The following is a 15,507-nucleotide window of genomic DNA, read 5'->3' as shown; positions in this document are numbered from 1 at the left end:
GTGTTTCGGGGAGCTGCTTCTCCCTGCGCTATCTCTTGGAGGAGGACAGCGAGCGCGTGTACCTGAAGAGCCTGACGTTGCGCGGCTTCAAGTCCTTCGCGTCCTCCACCACGCTGAAGTTCGAGCCGGGCATCACCGCGGTCGTCGGGCCCAACGGATCGGGCAAGTCCAACGTCGTCGACGCGCTCTCCTGGGTCATGGGCGAGCAGGGCGCCAAGTCCCTGCGCGGCGGCAAGATGGAGGACGTCATCTTCGCGGGCACGGCCACCCGGCCGCCGCTCGGCCGCGCCGAGGTCGTCCTCACCATCGACAACCACGACGGCGCCCTCCCGATCGACTACACCGAGGTCACGATCAGCCGGCTGATGTTCCGGTCGGGGCAGAGCGAGTACGCCATCAACGGCGACCCGTGCCGCCTGCTGGACATCCAGGAGCTGCTGTCGGACTCGGGCATCGGCCGCGAGATGCACGTCATCATCGGCCAGGGCCAGCTCGACCGCGTGCTGCACTCGGGCCCCGAGGGCCGCCGCGCCGTCATCGAAGAGGCCGCGGGCGTTCTGAAGCACCGCAAGCGCAAGGAGAAGGCGCTGCGCAAGCTGGACGCGATGCAGGCCAACCTGACCCGCGTCCAGGACCTCACCGGTGAGCTGCGGCGCCAGCTGAAGCCGCTCGGAAAGCAGGCCGAGATCGCCCGCCGCGCCGCCGTCATCCAGGCCGACCTGCGCGACGCCCGGCTGCGGCTGCTCGCCGACGACCTGGTGACGCTGACGACCAGGCTCGACCAGGAGGCCGCCGACGAGGCCGCCATCCGTGAGCGCCGCACCGAGACCGAGCGCGCGCTGGCCGAGGCGCAGCGGCGCGAGGGCGCGCTGGAGGCCGAGGAGGCGTCCGAGGCGCCCCGGCTCGCGCAGGTGCAGGACACCTGGTTCCAGCTGTCGGCGCTGAAGGAGCGGCTGCGCGGCGTGGCCGACCTGGCCGCCGAACGGCACCGCAACGCCGCCGAGGCGCGCGAGGAGGAGCGGCGCGGCCGCGACCCCGAGGACATGGAACGCGAGGCCGTCGCGATCCGCGAGCAGGAGGAGCTGCTGCGCGCCGCCCTGGAGGAGGCGCAGGACGCGCTCGCCGGGGCGGTCGAGGAACGTACGGTCGCCGAGGACGCGCTCGCGCAGGAGGAACGCCGCCTGCAGAGCGCCGCGCGCGCCGCCGCCGACCGGCGCGAGGAGCTGGCCCGGCTGCGCGGCCGGGTCGAGGCGCTGCGCAGCAAGGCCCAGGCGGGGGAGTCGGAGATCGGCCGGCTCGCCGAGGCCCGCACCGAGGCCGAGCAGCGGGCCGGGGCCGCGCAGGCCGAATACGAGGCGTTCGACTCCGAGGTCGCAGAGGACCCCGCGCTGGCCGCCGAGCACGAGCTGGCGCAGGAGACGCTCGCGACGGCGAAGGAGGCCGTCGAGGAGGCCCGTTCCGGCGTCGAGGGCCCGCGCGAGGAGCTGAAGGCGGCGCGTGCGGCCGTGACCGCGGCCCGTTCCGCCGACCAGGCCGCGCAGAAGAAGGTCGCCGGGCTGCAGGCACGCATCGAGGCGCTGGAGCTGACCCTGGCCAGTGCTGCCGGCGGTGGCGAGGCGCTGCTCGCGGCGCACGCGGGCGGCAACCTCGACGGGGTGCTCGGCACGGTCGCGTCGCTGCTGACCGTACGGCCGGGCTACGAGACCGCCGTCGCCGCCGCGCTCGGCAACGCCGCCGAGGCCATCGCGGTCGGTTCGCTCGACACCGCCGAGGCCGCGCTCGGCATGCTCCGCGCCCACGACGCCGGCCGCGCCGGCCTGGTCGTCGGCGGCGGAAAGGGCGAGGACGTCTCCCGGGCCGCGGGCGCCGACTACGCGATCGACGCGGTGACCGTGCCGGAGGCGGTGCGCCCCGCGCTGGAGCACCTGCTGCGGAACGTGGTGGTCGTGGACGACCTCGGTGCGGCGGTGGCTCTCGTCCGGTCGCAGCCGGAGCTGCGGGCGGTCACGCGCGACGGTGACCTGTTCGGCGCGCACTGGGTGCAGGGCGGCGCGTCCGGCGGCGGGCAGGGCCTGCTGCAGATGCGCGCCACCCTCGACCAGGCCACCGAGGAGCTCGCCGCCGCCGAGACCGGCTCCGAGCAGGGCGCCGAGGCGCTCGCGTCGGCCGTGGAGGCCGAGCAGGAGGCGCAGACCGCGCTGGACGCCGCCCAGGTCGCCGTCAACCAGGCACAGGCGGGCGTCAACCACGCCCAGTCCGAGCTCGACCGGGTGCGCGGACGGCTGCGCGAGTTCGACGCCAAGGCCGCGCAGGAGGCCAAGCACGCCGCCCGGCTGGAGGCGGGCGTGCGGGCCGCGCGCGGCGAGGTCGAACGGCTCACCAAGGCGCTGGACGCGGCCGGCGAGTCGCTGGAACGCGACGCGCAGGCCGCCGAGGAGCTCGCCATGCGGCTCGCGGAGGCCGAGGAGGCCGCCGAGGTCGAAACCGCGAACGAGATGGGCGACCAGACCGAGGCGCGCGAGGAACTGGACGAGCGGTGCCGCCGGCTGCGCTCCGCCGAGATGGAGTCGCGCCTGACGGTCCGTACCGCCGAGGAACGCGTGCAGGCCATCTCGGGCCGCGCCGACGCCCTCGAACGCGGCGCACGGCGCGAGCGCGAGGAGCGCGCACGGGCCGCGGGCCGCCGGGCACGCCGCGAGCGCCAGGCCAAGACCGCCGCGGCCGTGCTCAAGGGCGCCGAGATCGCCCTCGACCGGATCGAGCTGTCGCTGAACGCCGCCGTCGCCCAGCGCGAGGCCGCCGAACGCGCCCGCGCCGCCCGCGACTCCGAGCTCAAGGTCGTGCGCGGCCAGGTGCGCGAGCTGTCGGGCACGCTGGAACGCCTCGTCAACGTCGTGCACGGCAGCGAGGTCGCACGCGCCGAGCAGCGGCTGCGGCTGGAGCAGTTCGAGCAGCGCGCGCTGGAGGAGTTCGGCCTCGAGGTCGAGGCGCTGATGAACGAGTACGGGCCCGAGCAGCTCGTGCCGCCCGGCCCTGAGGCCCCCGAGGACGCCCAGCCCGTTCCGTACGTGCGGGCCGTTCAGGAGAAGCGCGCCAAGGGCGCCGAGCGGCAGCTGAACCAGCTCGGCAAGGTCAACCCGCTGGCGCTGGAGGAGTTCGCCGCGCTGGAGGAACGGCACGCGTTCCTGACCACGCAGCTGGAAGACCTGAAGAAGACGCGCCGCGACCTGCTGAACGTGGTCAAGGAGGTCGACGACCGCGTGCAGCAGGTGTTCGCCTCCGCCTACGACGACACCGCGCGCGAGTTCGAGCGGATCTTCGCCCGGCTGTTCCCGGGCGGCGAGGGCAGCCTCTCGCTCACCGAGCCCGAGGACATGCTCGCCACCGGCGTCGAGGTCTCGGCCCGGCCGCCCGGCAAGAAGGTCAAGCGCCTGTCGCTGCTGTCGGGCGGCGAACGGTCGCTGGTCGCGATCGCTTTCCTGGTCGCGGTCTTCAAGGCCCGGCCTTCCCCGTTCTACGTCCTCGACGAGGTCGAGGCGGCGCTGGACGACACCAACACCCAGCGGCTCCTCACCGTTTTCGAGGAACTGCGCGAGTCGTCGCAGCTGATTATCATCACCCACCAGAAGCGAACCATGGAGGGCGCCGACGCCCTCTACGGTGTCAGCATGCGCGGCGACGGCGTCACCCAGGTCGTCAGCCAGCGCCTCCGCGAACACGAACCCGCCTAACGGTCGAACTGCGCTTCGATAAGCCTCGGCAGGCGTTTATCCAGGCCCTTGCCGGGGCTTTTTCTTGCCTGATTCGGGAAAGATTCTTAGCTCCTTTCTGAGGAAATTCGGCCGAACTTGTCCGTGACAGGCGGCGCTTTCTCGTGGATTCTCGCGGGAGGGGTGTTGCTCGGTGCTCACGGGCAAGGGGAGATGACGGACGTGACCGGGTTCGCGCGAGGCGCGGTCGTGGTGGGTTTCGCGGTGGCGATCGGGGTGCTGGTCGCCCAGGACGACGAGGCGCCCGCGGGGCAGGGCAAGCCGCTGCCCGTACCGTCCGGCGTGGGGCCGTCCGCCGCGGCCGAGTACGGGTGGGGGCGGCCCGTTCTCAGTGATGAGTTCTCCGGCTCGGCCGTCGACACGCGTGCGTGGGCGGTCTACGACTCCGAGGGACACGCGGGGAACGGGCGGCGCAGTCCGGCCGCGGTGACGGTGCGGGACGGTCTGCTCACCATTACCGGCAGGCGGGACGGCACGACCGGTGGAATGGCGTGGAAGCAGGGGGAACGCAAGTACGGCCGCTGGGAGGCGCGCATCCGGGTGTCGCGTGCCTGCGCCTGCTATCACCCCGTACTGCTGCTGTGGCCGACCGGCGGCGGCAGCGGGGTGGCGCCGAAGGGCGGGGGCGGCGAGATCGACTACACCGAGACGATCGACGACGGGCGGCGCGGCTCGACGCACTTCTTCCTGCACTACGGCCCGGAGAATCAGGACCACCAGATCGAGGCCAAGGTGCGCACGGACATGACCCGCTGGCACACCTTCGCCGTCGACTGGACGCCGCGGAGCATCAGCGGGTACATCGACGGCCGCCGTTGGTTCTATACAGCGGACAAACGCGCGCAGCCGCCCGGACCAATGGGGCAGACCGTTCAGTTGGATTGGTTTCCAGAAGACACCGGACGGACCGCTAGGGGAGTGTCGCGCTCAGCACCCGCGTCGCTACAGGTTGACTGGATTCGCATGTACGCTCCGTGACCAGTTCGTGGACATAAGTTCTTAACAATCACTTGTACGCGGAATCCCTTGTGCATGATCGACTCATCCACTAGTCATGTGGACCGGCCGTTTTCTCTGCTCCCCGCGCTGAGCGTCCTGTTCGGCACAGACGGTGACGGCCCGGAGAGGCATCGCAATGGACCCGCAGCGGCTCAAGGACAACTTCGCGCTGGTCGGCGGCAATGGTGGGGACGTCGCCGCCTACTTCTACTCCGACCTTTTCGAGCGCGACCCGCAACTGCGCAAGCTCTTCCCGGCCTCCATGGCCAAGCAGGAGGAGAAGCTCCTGACGGCGTTGTCGCACATCGTGTCGCACGTCGACGACACCCCCTCGCTGGTCCCGTTCCTGCAGGACCTCGGGCGGCGCCACAACGGGTTCGGCGTCGTCAGCGAGTACTACCCGCAGGTCGGCGCGAGCCTGCTGGCCACGCTCGCCTACTTCAGCGGTCCCGAGTGGAGCGCGGAGCTGGAGCAGGACTGGGCGGCGGCGTACGGGCTGGTCGCGCAGGTGATGGCCGAGGCCGCGGCTGAGGCCGCCAACGGTGGGCAGGGTGCCGAGCCGACGGCGTGACCGTTCCCCCGGCCAGGCCCTCCGGCGCGCGAGCCCGCCTCGCGCGCCCGGCTTTCGCATGCCCCGCCGTCGCGGGGCCTGCCTTGGCGCGCCGGGCTTTGGCGCGCCCGGGTCTCGCATGCCCGAAGCCGCCTTGGGAGCGGTGGGACGACAGGGCTTATATAAGGCTTTTGTCTGGTTTCCAGGCTTTTGTCCCTGTAGGGTCCCCCTTTGATCATGACCGCGACCGGGAGATCGTGTGGACGCACAGCGGTTGAAGGACAACTTCGCGAAGGTGGCGGAGCAGGGGGACGCGGTCGCCCTGTTCTTCTACAGCGACCTGTTCGTGGGCAATCCCCACCTGCGGGACATGTTCCCGATCGGGATGATGGGGCAGCGCGACAAGCTGCTGCGCGCCCTCGGGATGATCGTCTCGCGCGTGGACGACCTGCCCGAGCTCGTCCCGTTCCTGCAGCAGCTCGGGCGCGACCACCGCAAGTTCGGGACGGTCGCCGAGCACTACCCGCACGTGGGCGCCAGCCTCGTCAGGACGCTCAAGTACTTCTCCGGCGCCGACTGGACGCCGGAGCTGGAAGCGGACTGGGGCGCGGCGTACGGCGTGGTGGCCCAGGTGATGCAGGAGGCCGCCGCCGAGGACTCGATGGCCGCCCCGCCCTGGTGGGAGGGGCGCGTCCTCGCGGTCGAGCGGCGGCGCTTCGACCTGGTCGTCGTACGGGTGGAGCCCGACCGGCCGCTGGACTACCTGCCGGGGCAGTCGGTCGCGGTCGAGCTGCCCTCGCGCCTGCGGCAGTGGCGCTACTACTCGATGGCGAACGCGCCGCGCCCGGACAACACGGTCGACTTCCACGTACGTCTCGTGGACGGCGGCGCGGTCAGCCCGGTGATGGTCCGCGCGATGCAGCCCGGCGACCGGATGCGCATGGGAGCGCCGATCGGCACGCTCGTGCTGAACGAGAGCTCGCCGCGCGACGTGCTGCTGGTCGCCGGGAGCACGGGCCTGGCGCCCATCAAGGCGATCCTGGAACAGATCCACAGGCGGGCCGCGCCACCTCCGCGCGTCCACCTGTTCTTCGGCGCGCGCACCCGCGACGCCCTCTACGACCTGGAAGACCTGCGCAAGCTCGCCGCCGACCTGCCGTGGCTCACGGTGATCCCGGCGATCTCCGACGAGGGCCCGCCGCGTCCCGGCTTCATCGACGTACGGCCGGGTCCCGACGGTTCGCTCGCGCAGGTGAGTCACGGCCCGCCGGCCGAGGACGCCGACCTGGAGTACGGCGCGCTTCCCGACGTTCTGGCCCGGCGGGGCAACTGGGCGGGGCACGACGCCTACATCTGCGGACCGGCGGCCATGGTCACCAACACGGCCGAACGGCTCCTCCAGCTCGGTGTCGAACCCTCCAACGTCCGCCAGGAAACCTTCGTTGACACACAGAGGTGAACCGTTGAACCCGCCAAACGTTCCGGACCCGGCCGGCGAGAACAACCCGTACCTGGCCGCCTTCGAGTCCGCGGAGGGCCAGGGATATCCGATGGCGGGGGCGCCGCCCGCCCAGGCCGTGACCCCCGCGCCCGGCCACGCGCCCGGCCAAGCTTCCGGCCACGCGCCCGGCCACGCTTCCGGTCATGGTGCGCCGGCGACCATGAGCGGCGGCGCGCACGACGTGGCCGCGCCGGCGCCCGGCACCCCTGGGGGCTTCCTGGTCCAGCGATCCGAACGGTTGACGCCCAGTGAGGTGCGTTCCGCCTCCTTTTCGCGCGCGGGGCTCGGTCGCCGCGGCCTCGACGAGGACCACGTGCGTCATTTCCTCGACCGTGTGGAGAACGAGATCTCGCAGCTCGGCAACGAGAAGGCCGCGCTCGCCGAGGAGGTCCAGGGGCTGCGCCAGCGCCTCTCGTCGGGTGGCTCGCGGGGTGGGATGCCGCCGGAGGAGGCGCATTTCCAGGCCGTACGGATCCTGTCGCAGGCTCAGCAGACCGCCGACCTCTATGTGGCCGACGCCGAGCGCTACACGCGGGAGCTCGCCCACGAGGCGCGCCTGCACCGCGAGGCGATCCTGTCCGACGCGCGCGGGCGCGCCGAGTTGATGATGGAGGAGGCGCACCAGCGGGCCGCCGCGGTCGCCGAGGAGGCCGCCCGGCGCGCCTCCGTCGTTCCGAGCACCGTCGTTCAGGCCTCGCCCGTCCCGAGCGGGGCCTCGCCGGTGCCCGAGGGCGATCGCCAGGCCATGGAACGGGAGATCGCCTACCTGCGGACCTACAGCGACGTCTACCGCACGCACCTGCGGTCCTACCTGGAGGCGCTCCTGAAGAACGTCGACGAGTGGGAGAACTCAGAGCGGTCGGCGCTGCCCGTTCCCACCCAACCCCCGGCCCGCTGAGCTCTCAACGGGCCTTGGAACGGACCGTGAAGAGTTGATCACGATTCGGCCGAGCAAGCAGCCGGTTGCTCGACCTTGTTCGGTGCATGGGCGGCCGTCTGGAAAACTGGGATCGCTATGGAATATCTGATCCTCATCGCCGGGCTGGCCGCCCTCGCCCTGATCATCGGGGGCATCGCACTTCTGCGGCCCAGCCGCCGCAAGCCCACCCCGCCCGTGGAGCCCGCGGAGCGGCCCGCCGACATCCTGCCGGGTGGCACGACCACCGCGCCCCCGAAGGAGGATCAGGCGGCGCCCACGATCGAGCGGGCACCGCCGACGCCCGCCGCGCCGCCGGTCGAGATCGAGAAGCCGCCGCCGGGCGCCGGGCGCCTGGTCCGGCTGCGGGCCCGCCTCGCCCGCTCCCAGAGCGGCTTCGGCAAGACCCTGCTCGGCCTGCTGTCGCGCGACACGCTCGACGACGACGCCTGGGACGAGATCGAGGACACCCTGATCGGCGCCGACATGGGCGTCGCGGTGGCCCGTCAGGTCACCGAGGACCTGCGCACCAAGGTCGCGGTGCTCGGCACCCGTACGCCCGAGGAGGTGCGCGCCCTCCTCAAGGAGGAGCTGGTCAAGCAGATCGGCGGCGACATCGACCGGTCGCTGAAGACCGAGCGGCACGGCAACAAGCCCGCCGTGATCATGGTCGTCGGGGTGAACGGCACCGGCAAGACCACCACCTGCGGCAAGCTCGGCCGCGTGCTCGTCGGCGACGGCCGCACCGTCGTGATGGGCGCCGCCGACACCTTCCGCGCGGCGGCGGCCGACCAGCTGGAGACCTGGGGCGCGCGGGTGGGCGCCAAGGTCGTCCGCAAGGAAGAGGGCGCCGACCCCGCCAGCGTCGCGTTCGACGCCGTCAAGCAGGGCATCGACGACAAGGTCGACGCGGTGATCGTCGACACCGCCGGCCGCCTGCACACCAAGACCGGGCTGATGGACGAGCTCGGCAAGGTCAAGCGCGTGGTCGAGAAGCAGGCCGAGGTGGACGAGGTCCTGCTCGTCCTGGACGCCACGACCGGGCAGAACGGCATGCAGCAGGCCCGCGTGTTCGCCGAGGTCGTCAACATCACCGGCATCGTGCTGACCAAGCTCGACGGCACCGCCAAGGGCGGCATCGTCGTCCAGGTGCAGCGCGAGCTCGGCGTCCCGGTGAAGCTCGTCGGTCTGGGCGAGGGGCCCGACGACCTCGCCCCGTTCGAGCCCGAGGCGTTCGTCGACGCGATCCTCGGCGACGCCTGAGTCTCGGTGATGTCTGAGTCTCGGTGATGTCTGACCGCGACTCTGACTGATCGTTCCGGCGCAGTTGCGTTTTGACGCCCCGGTGGCCCTCATAGCCGCCGGGGCGTCGGTCGTTCTGGTCACAGGCAGAACATGGGCAACACCGAGCCCCTTCCGGCCGCTCGCGGTATCCCCGAGGTAATGGAGTGAGCGTTCAGAAACACCGCCGAAACATCATGTGACGGGGTTTCACACCCTTGAAACACGAGAGCCCTCCAGGTGAAACGGCCCTCCTCGAATCTCTGAGCATTCCCAACGTTCCGTGCCGAGGAGGGCTCTCTTCGAGATGAAAATCGATACCGGTACAACCGCCTGGATGCTGGCGGCCACCGCCCTCGTACTGCTCATGACACCCGGTCTGGCCTTCTTCTACGGCGGCATGGCACGGGCCAAGAGCGTCCTCAACATGATGATGATGTCGTTCGTCAGCATCGTCACCGTCAGCATCATCTGGGTCTTCTACGGTTATTCGATCGCGTTCAGCACCAACGGTCACTCGGGCCTCAACAACTTCATCGGCGGCCTTTCCGACTGGGGTCTGAAGAGCACGGCGACGTCGGTCTACGAAGGCCTGATCACCTCCGGCCCGACCGCGATCACCGACAACATGCCCGAGCTGGTCTTCTCGGCGTTCCAGCTGACCTTCGCGGTCATCACCGTCGCGCTGATCAGCGGCGCGATCGCCGACCGCGCCAAGTTCGGCGCGTGGGTCGTCTTCACGGTCGCCTGGGCGACGCTGGTGTACTTCCCCGTCGCGCACTGGGTGTGGGGCGGCGGCTGGCTGTTCACCAAGGGCATCGAGGACTTCGCGGGCGGCACGGTCGTGCACGTCAACTCCGGTGCGGCGGCCCTGGCGCTGGCCCTGGTCCTCGGCAAGCGGCGCGGCTGGCCGAAGGAGCCCATGCGGCCCAACAACATGCCGTTCGTGCTGCTCGGCGCGGGCCTGCTGTGGTTCGGCTGGTTCGGCTTCAACGCCGGCTCCGAGCTCGCGGTCGACGGCACCACCGCCCTCGCGTTCATGAACACCCAGGTCGCCACCGCCGCGGCCGCCGGCGCCTGGCTCGTGGTGGAGAAGCTGCGCGACGGGCACGCCACCACGCTCGGCGTGGCCTCGGGTGCGGTCGCCGGCCTGGTCGCGATCACCCCGGCGTGCGGCTTCGTCGACACCTGGGTCGCGGTGCTGCTCGGCGTCGTCGCCGGCGCGATCTGCGCGTACGCGGTCGGCCTGAAGTACAAGCTCGGCTTCGACGACTCGCTCGACGTCGTCGGCGTGCACCTGGTCGGCGGTCTGGTCGGCGCGGTCTCGCTCGGCTTCATCGCCGCCTACCCGTTCCTGCCGCAGCAGCACAAGGGCCTGTTCTACGGCGGCGGCCTGCAGCAGCTCGGCTGGCAGACGGTGGCCCCGCTCACCGTCGGGCTCTACTCGTTCGTCGTCGCGTTCGTCCTCGGCAAGATCATCGACAAGGTGATCGGGTTCCGCGTCGATCCCGAGGACGAGGTCAACGGGATCGACGTCAGCACGCACGCGGAGAGCGCGTACGATCTCGGTCCGTCCGGCATGGGCATCGGCGGCGGCACGGGCACCGTGCGCGAATCGGCCGCCTCATCCGGCTCCGGCTCGGCGGGCTCTGCCGGCTCGGCCGCGACGAAGAAGGTGGAGGCATAAGGGTGAAGCTCATCACGGCGGTCATCAAGCCGTTCAAGCTCGACGAGGTGAAGGCGGCGCTGGAGACCTTCGGCGTCAAGGGCCTCACGGTCAGCGAGGCCAGCGGCTACGGCCGGCAGAAGGGCCACACCGAGGTCTACCGCGGCGCCGAGTACAAGGTGGACCTGGTGCCCAAGCTGAAGGTCGAGGTGCTGGTCGACGACGAGGACGCCGACGACATCATCGACGTCATCGTGAAGGCCGCCCAGACCGGCAAGATCGGCGACGGCAAGGTCTGGGCCGTCCCGGTGGACACCATCGTCCGCGTCCGCACGGGCGAGACCGGCGCCGAGGCCCTGTAGGGAGTCGAGTGGTTCTCGCTCACGGAACGTCCGGGGGAACGAGCGAAACGGCCCGCGCAGCCCTCGCGGCTGCGCGGGCCTCTCGCGCCGACGAACTGGACGCCTGGCTGTCCTCCCTCCTGACCCCGAGTCCCGCTGGCGCTGCGGACACCGGAGCTGCGGACGCCGACGCTGCGGATGCGGGCGCTGTTGCCGCTGGCGCTGACACTGCGGGCGCTGGCTTTGCGGGCGTTGGCGCTGTGGGCGCTGACACTGCGGGCGCTGGCTTTGCGGGCGTTGGCGCTGTGGAGGCGGCTGATGTTGCGGATGTGGCGTTGGTCGCGGTCGGGAGCCTTGCGCGGCGCGAGCTGACGCCCGGGGGAGACCTGGACCTGGTGCTGGTGCACCGGGGCAGGCCGGACGTCGCGGAGATCGCGGACCGGGTCTGGTATCCGATCTGGGACTCCGGACTGCGGCTTGATCACTCGGTCCGCACCGTTCAGGAGGCTCGGAGCGTCGCCCGTACGGACATGAAGGCGGCCCTCGGGCTGCTGTCGGCGCGGCGCATCGCCGGTGACCGCGCCCTGGTCGACGAGCTGCGTGCCGCCGTACTGGCGGACTGGCGGGCCGACGCGCGGCGGCGCCTGGCCGAGCTGGGCGTGATGTGCCGCGAACGCTGGGAGACGCAGGGGGAGCTGGCGTTCCTCCTTGAACCGGATGTGAAAGAGGCCCACGGAGGCCTTCGGGACGTCCACGTGATGCAGGCCGTGGCCACGTCCTGGGTGGCGTCCGCCCCCGACGCGCGCGTACGAGGCGCCCATGACCTTCTCCTGGACATCAGGCACGCGCTGCACGAGACCACGGGCCGGGGCACCGACCGCCTGGTGATGCAGGAGCAGGAGGCGGTGGCGCACGCCCTCGGGATGCCCGACGCCGACGCCCTGCTCCGTTCGATCACCGAGGCCGCCCGGACCATCAGCTACGCCGAGGACGATCTGTGGCGGCGCGTGGACCGGTTCTGCGCGCCACGGCGTTCCCGTTCCAGCGCCACGGCCCGTACCCCCGTCGCAGACGGCGCGGTCGAGCAGGAGGGCGAGGTCGTCCTCGCTCGCGGCGCCGGCCTCTCCGACCCCGCGCTGGTGTTGCGCATGGCCGCGGCCGCCGCCCAGGAGGGCCTGCCGCTAGCGCCCGCGACGCTGACCGTGCTGGCCGAACGTGCCGCGCTCCCTCCCGTTCCGTGGCCCGCCGAGGCCCGCGACGCGCTGGTGGCGCTGCTGGGCGCGGGAACGGCCGCGATCGGCGTCTGGGAGTCCCTGGACCAGGTCGGCCTGATCGTGCGGCTGCTGCCTGATTGGGAACGGGTCCGCAACCGTCCGCAGCGCAACCCGTTCCATCGCTTCACCGTCGACCGCCACCTGGTGGAGGCCGCCGCGGGCGCTGCCGCGCTCACCCGTGAGGTGGCGCGTCCCGACCTTCTGCTGATCGGCGCGCTGCTGCACGACATCGGCAAGGGACAGCCCGGCGATCATTCGGTCACCGGCGCCGTGGTGGCTCGCGATCTTGGTGAACGGCTGGGCTTCGACGACGAGGACGTTCAGGTCCTTGAGCTGCTCGTACGGCAGCATTTGCTGTTGCCCGAGACCGCCACGCGCCGCGACCTCGACGATCCCGTGACCGTCGAGACCGTCGCCAAGGCCGTCTCCGCTGTCCCGGGCCGCGAGCGCGAGGTCGTCGAGCTCCTCGCCGCGATCGCGGTCGCCGACGGGCAGGCCACCGGGCCCGCCGCGTGGGGCGGCTGGAAGGCCCGCCAGATCGCCGAACTGACCCGCCGCGTGGCCGCCGCCCTCGCCGGAGGGACCCCGCCACCGCCGCCGATCCTGGCGCCCGAACAGCTCGCCTTGGCGCGCTTCGACGGCGCCGGCGTACGGGTCGCCGGATCGCGGATCACGATCACCGCCCCTGACCGTCCAGGCCTGCTCTGGAGGGCCGCCGGGGTCCTCGCCCTGCACCGGCTGGTGGTCCGGAGCGTGCGCAGCTCCTCGGCCTCCTCGGCCTCTCCTGCATCCTCCGCATCTTCGGCTTCCGCGTCCTCTTCGTCCTCCTCGGCCCCTTCGGCCTCGGCCGGTGAGGGAACGGCTGTGCTCGATTTCACAGCCGTTCCGGAGTACGGCAACCCGCCCGAGCCCGCAGCCTTGGAGGCGGATCTGCGGCGCATGTTGGCTGACCGTCTCGATGTGGCCGCCCGCCTGGAACGTCGTGCGCGTTCGGTACGGCCTCGTCCAGGAGTGCCCGTACCTCCGCCGCGCGTGACCATCGTGGACGACGCCTCCAGCACCGCGACCGTTGTAGAGGTCCGAGCCCACGACCGCCCAGGGCTCCTTTGGCGGATCGGGCAGGCCCTTGGCGAATGCGGGCTTCAGGTGCGTGCCGCGCAGGTGGACACGCTCGGCGCGGAGGCGGTGGACGTCTTCTACGTCGTGGACGACTCGGGAGAGGCCCTGACCGACCCGGACTCGCTGGCCGCGGTCCGGCAGGAAGTCCTCAACGCCCTGACCACATAACCCATGTGTTTAGGGGAGTGGAAGGCGGAGAGGCGGCCACGGGGGCACGACCGCCTCTCCGCCGGTCTAGGGGTCAGCCCGCTGAGCGGTGCTGCTGCTTCGCTGAGTGCCGCTTCGCTGAGTGCCGCTTCGTTGCGGGCTGCTCGGCCCGGCGCTGCTCCTGCTGCTGCCAGGTGCCGGGGACGTGGGGAACGCGGGGTGCGATGCGGGGGAGGTGGAATCCGGGCCGGAACCCGTGGTGGCCGGGGCGCTGGCCGGGGGTTCGGTCTGGGCGGTCATAGGTGCCGGGGGCGCGCTGGTCGTCGCCGTCCCCTTGGGAGTCGTCTCCCCAGCGAGGACCGTGCCAGTGGCCGCCGTGCCCACCGTCGCCTCCGCTGCCGAAGCCGTTCCCGCCGCCTTTCCCTTTCCCGCCGCCGTCTCCTTTGTCGTCGTCCTTCTTAGGGGTGTCGTCGCCGCCCTTGTTGTCGCCGTTCTCGCCCGCCTTGCCGTTGTTCCCCTTGCCTTTGCCGTTGTTGCCCTTGTCACCGTTGCCATGGGCCTGGCCGGGCTTGAGGACCTTCTGGCAGTAGGCGGGAACGTTCTGCGCGCCGCCCGCGGCGGCCACCAGGGCCGCGAACGCGGGGGAGCGCAGGGCGCGGGCGCCGTCCTTGAGGGAACCGGACGCGAGAGTGCGGCAAAGCGCGGCCGGGGTGGACTGAGGCGTTCCCGGCGTGGGCTTGGAGGTGGGGTTCGTACCGTTCCCACCCTTGGTCGGAGCGGCCGTTCCCCGGGAGGAACCCGATGTGGCCGGACTCACAGTGGTGGTCGGCCCGCCGGGGTCGGTGACGCTGGGGATCGGCAGGGCGCCGGTGGTCGCCGCGACGGCGACCCCACCGGCCGCCGTGGCGGCCACAGCGACAGCAGCGACCTTCGCCGTGAAGAACCGGCCGAACGGGAGTCTGTTCGACCGGCTTTCCTGAGGTGACAGGGCGTGCGGCGAAAGTGCGGCGCGGAAGGCGGCCACGGCGGCCTCCTCACCGGCGAGCTCGGCCTCGCGTCCGGGGGCAGACGCGGCGGCGAGAAGGTCGGCGAGGGGGTCGAGGGAGGACGGCGGCACGGCTGGTTCGCCGCCCAGCATGCGCTCGGCGGTGAATCGGTCGAAATCCCGGCTGTCCGTACTCATCTCACTCCCCTCAGCGTCGTGGTCAGGATTCGTGTCACACCTGTCCCGCGGTCACTCATCGACGGGCCGCCCCGCAAGGCCGTGATCGTGTTCGCCGGCTCGGCTCCGATCCTGCTCGCCCGCGAGGCCGTGATCATGCTCGCGCAATCGTTCCGCCAGGCGGTGAAGGCCCCGGTAGGCGGACGTGCGGACGGCCCCGGCGCGCTTGCCGAGCACCTGCCCGGCCTGCTTGGCGTCCAGGCCCATGACCACCCGCAGCAGCACCGCCTCGGCCTGGTCGCGGGGGAGCGCGCCGATCAGCGCGACGGCCGCGTCGGTCGACACGCGGTCCAGCGCGTCGCGTTCGGTGTCGTCCTGGCCGATCAGGTCGGTGAGGTCGTCCACCCGCATGCTGGTGTCGGGCCGCCGGTTCAGGCGCCGCAGATGGTCCAGGGCGCGGTGCCGGGCGATCGTGGACGCCCAGCCGCGGAACTTGTCGTAGTCGCCGGTGAAGGTGTGAAGGTCGCGTGCGATCTGCAGCCAGGCGTCCCCGGCCACGTCCTCGGCGTCCGAGCCGACCAGGGCGCGCAGGTAGCGCAGCAGCCTGGGCTGAAGGTCCCGGTAGAGCATGCGGAAGGCGCCCTCGTCCCCGGCCTGGGCGGCGCTCAGCGCCTGTTCGAGGCCTTGGTCGTACGGCTCGACCCGGGTCGTCACCCGTCCGTTCATGGGCGCCCGTGCAGGCGCGGCCACGTCTTCACCTGGGGGTCCTTCTCGGCATGAT

The 15,507-nt window shown here is 71.5% G+C and carries 11 protein-coding genes; 9 read left to right on the top strand and 2 right to left on the bottom strand.

Annotation, left to right across the window (positions count from 1 at the left end; translation table 11 throughout):
- Nucleotides 1-56 precede the first annotated feature (56 nt).
- From smc to J4573_RS50075, 9 genes are all read left to right on the top strand, one after another.
- Nucleotides 57-3,731: a chromosome segregation protein SMC gene (gene smc, locus J4573_RS50115; protein WP_208263541.1), complete on the top strand. Its 3,675-nt coding sequence runs from the start codon at nucleotides 57-59 to the stop codon at nucleotides 3,729-3,731.
- 192 nt (nucleotides 3,732-3,923) lie between these two features.
- Nucleotides 3,924-4,748 (top strand): glycoside hydrolase family 16 protein, encoded by an 825-nt coding sequence (locus J4573_RS50110; protein ID WP_208263540.1) that lies wholly within the window; start codon nucleotides 3,924-3,926, stop codon nucleotides 4,746-4,748.
- A gap of 157 nt (nucleotides 4,749-4,905) precedes the next feature.
- On the top strand, nucleotides 4,906-5,340 hold the full coding sequence (locus tag J4573_RS50105) for a globin domain-containing protein (RefSeq protein ID WP_208263539.1): 435 nt from the start codon (nucleotides 4,906-4,908) through the stop codon (nucleotides 5,338-5,340).
- Between the two features lie 238 nt (nucleotides 5,341-5,578).
- On the top strand, nucleotides 5,579-6,778 hold the full coding sequence (locus J4573_RS50100) for a globin domain-containing protein (RefSeq protein ID WP_208263538.1): 1,200 nt from the start codon (nucleotides 5,579-5,581) through the stop codon (nucleotides 6,776-6,778).
- Nucleotides 6,779-6,782: 4 nt separating this feature from the next.
- Nucleotides 6,783-7,718, top strand: coding sequence for a DivIVA domain-containing protein (locus tag J4573_RS50095; RefSeq protein ID WP_208263537.1), 936 nt, complete (start codon nucleotides 6,783-6,785; stop codon nucleotides 7,716-7,718).
- A gap of 117 nt (nucleotides 7,719-7,835) precedes the next feature.
- Nucleotides 7,836-8,999: a signal recognition particle-docking protein FtsY gene (gene ftsY / locus J4573_RS50090; protein ID WP_208263536.1), complete on the top strand. Its 1,164-nt coding sequence runs from the start codon at nucleotides 7,836-7,838 to the stop codon at nucleotides 8,997-8,999.
- A gap of 325 nt (nucleotides 9,000-9,324) precedes the next feature.
- Nucleotides 9,325-10,704 carry an ammonium transporter gene (locus J4573_RS50085; protein WP_208263535.1) on the top strand — a complete coding sequence of 460 codons (1,380 nt, stop codon included), beginning with the start codon at nucleotides 9,325-9,327 and terminating at the stop codon, nucleotides 10,702-10,704.
- Between the two features lie 2 nt (nucleotides 10,705-10,706).
- Nucleotides 10,707-11,045 carry a P-II family nitrogen regulator gene (locus J4573_RS50080; protein WP_208263534.1) on the top strand — a complete coding sequence of 113 codons (339 nt, stop codon included), beginning with the start codon at nucleotides 10,707-10,709 and terminating at the stop codon, nucleotides 11,043-11,045.
- Between the two features lie 8 nt (nucleotides 11,046-11,053).
- Nucleotides 11,054-13,585, top strand: a complete 2,532-nt coding sequence (locus J4573_RS50075; protein ID WP_208263533.1) for a [protein-PII] uridylyltransferase — start codon at nucleotides 11,054-11,056, stop codon at nucleotides 13,583-13,585.
- Nucleotides 13,586-13,658: 73 nt separating this feature from the next.
- Here the strand turns inward: J4573_RS50075 and J4573_RS50070 are convergent, their stop codons facing one another.
- Entirely contained in the window at nucleotides 13,659-14,747 is a 1,089-nt protein-coding gene (locus J4573_RS50070) for a hypothetical protein (RefSeq protein WP_208263532.1), read from the bottom strand.
- Nucleotides 14,748-14,798: 51 nt separating this feature from the next.
- Nucleotides 14,799-15,476: an RNA polymerase sigma factor gene (locus J4573_RS50065; RefSeq protein ID WP_307797529.1), complete on the bottom strand. Its 678-nt coding sequence runs from the start codon at nucleotides 15,474-15,476 to the stop codon at nucleotides 14,799-14,801.
- Between the last annotated feature and the right edge of the window lie 31 nt (nucleotides 15,477-15,507).

This window comes from Actinomadura barringtoniae, assembly GCF_017573505.1.
Lineage (GTDB): Bacteria > Actinomycetota > Actinomycetes > Streptosporangiales > Streptosporangiaceae > Spirillospora > Spirillospora barringtoniae.
Note: the sequence above shows the minus strand (reverse complement) of the source record. Positions and strands in the feature narration are given on the sequence as shown.